This window comes from Crenobacter sp. CS_VA4 (genome assembly GCF_055597485.1).
In genome coordinates this window covers 1-239 of sequence record NZ_JBVMAE010000195.1, presented here as the reverse complement: position 1 = coordinate 239, position 239 = coordinate 1, and the positions used below count along the sequence as shown (strand labels likewise).

The 239-nt window shown below is 60.7% G+C and carries 1 protein-coding gene; it reads left to right on the top strand.

What is annotated here, in order from left to right; genetic code table 11:
* Nucleotides 1-11: 11 nt before the first annotated feature.
* Nucleotides 12-239: aminotransferase class I/II-fold pyridoxal phosphate-dependent enzyme (locus ACZ2IA_RS23275; protein WP_470294946.1), on the top strand; the 228-nt coding region annotated here is incomplete at its 3' end.

Below are 239 nucleotides of genomic sequence, written 5' to 3'. Positions count from 1 at the left end.
CGCAGGACTGTGTGGATGACATTCGTGACATGTACCGCAGCCGCCGCGATGTGCTTTGCGACGGCCTGAACGCGATCGCCTGGCCGGTTGAGAAACCCAAGGCGACGATGTTTGTCTGGGCGCGAATTCCGGAGCCCTTTGCGCAGATGGGCTCGCTGGAGTTTTCCAAGAAGCTGCTGACCGATGCCAAGGTGGCGGTCAGCGCCGGGATGGGTTTTGGCCACCACGGTGATGATTAC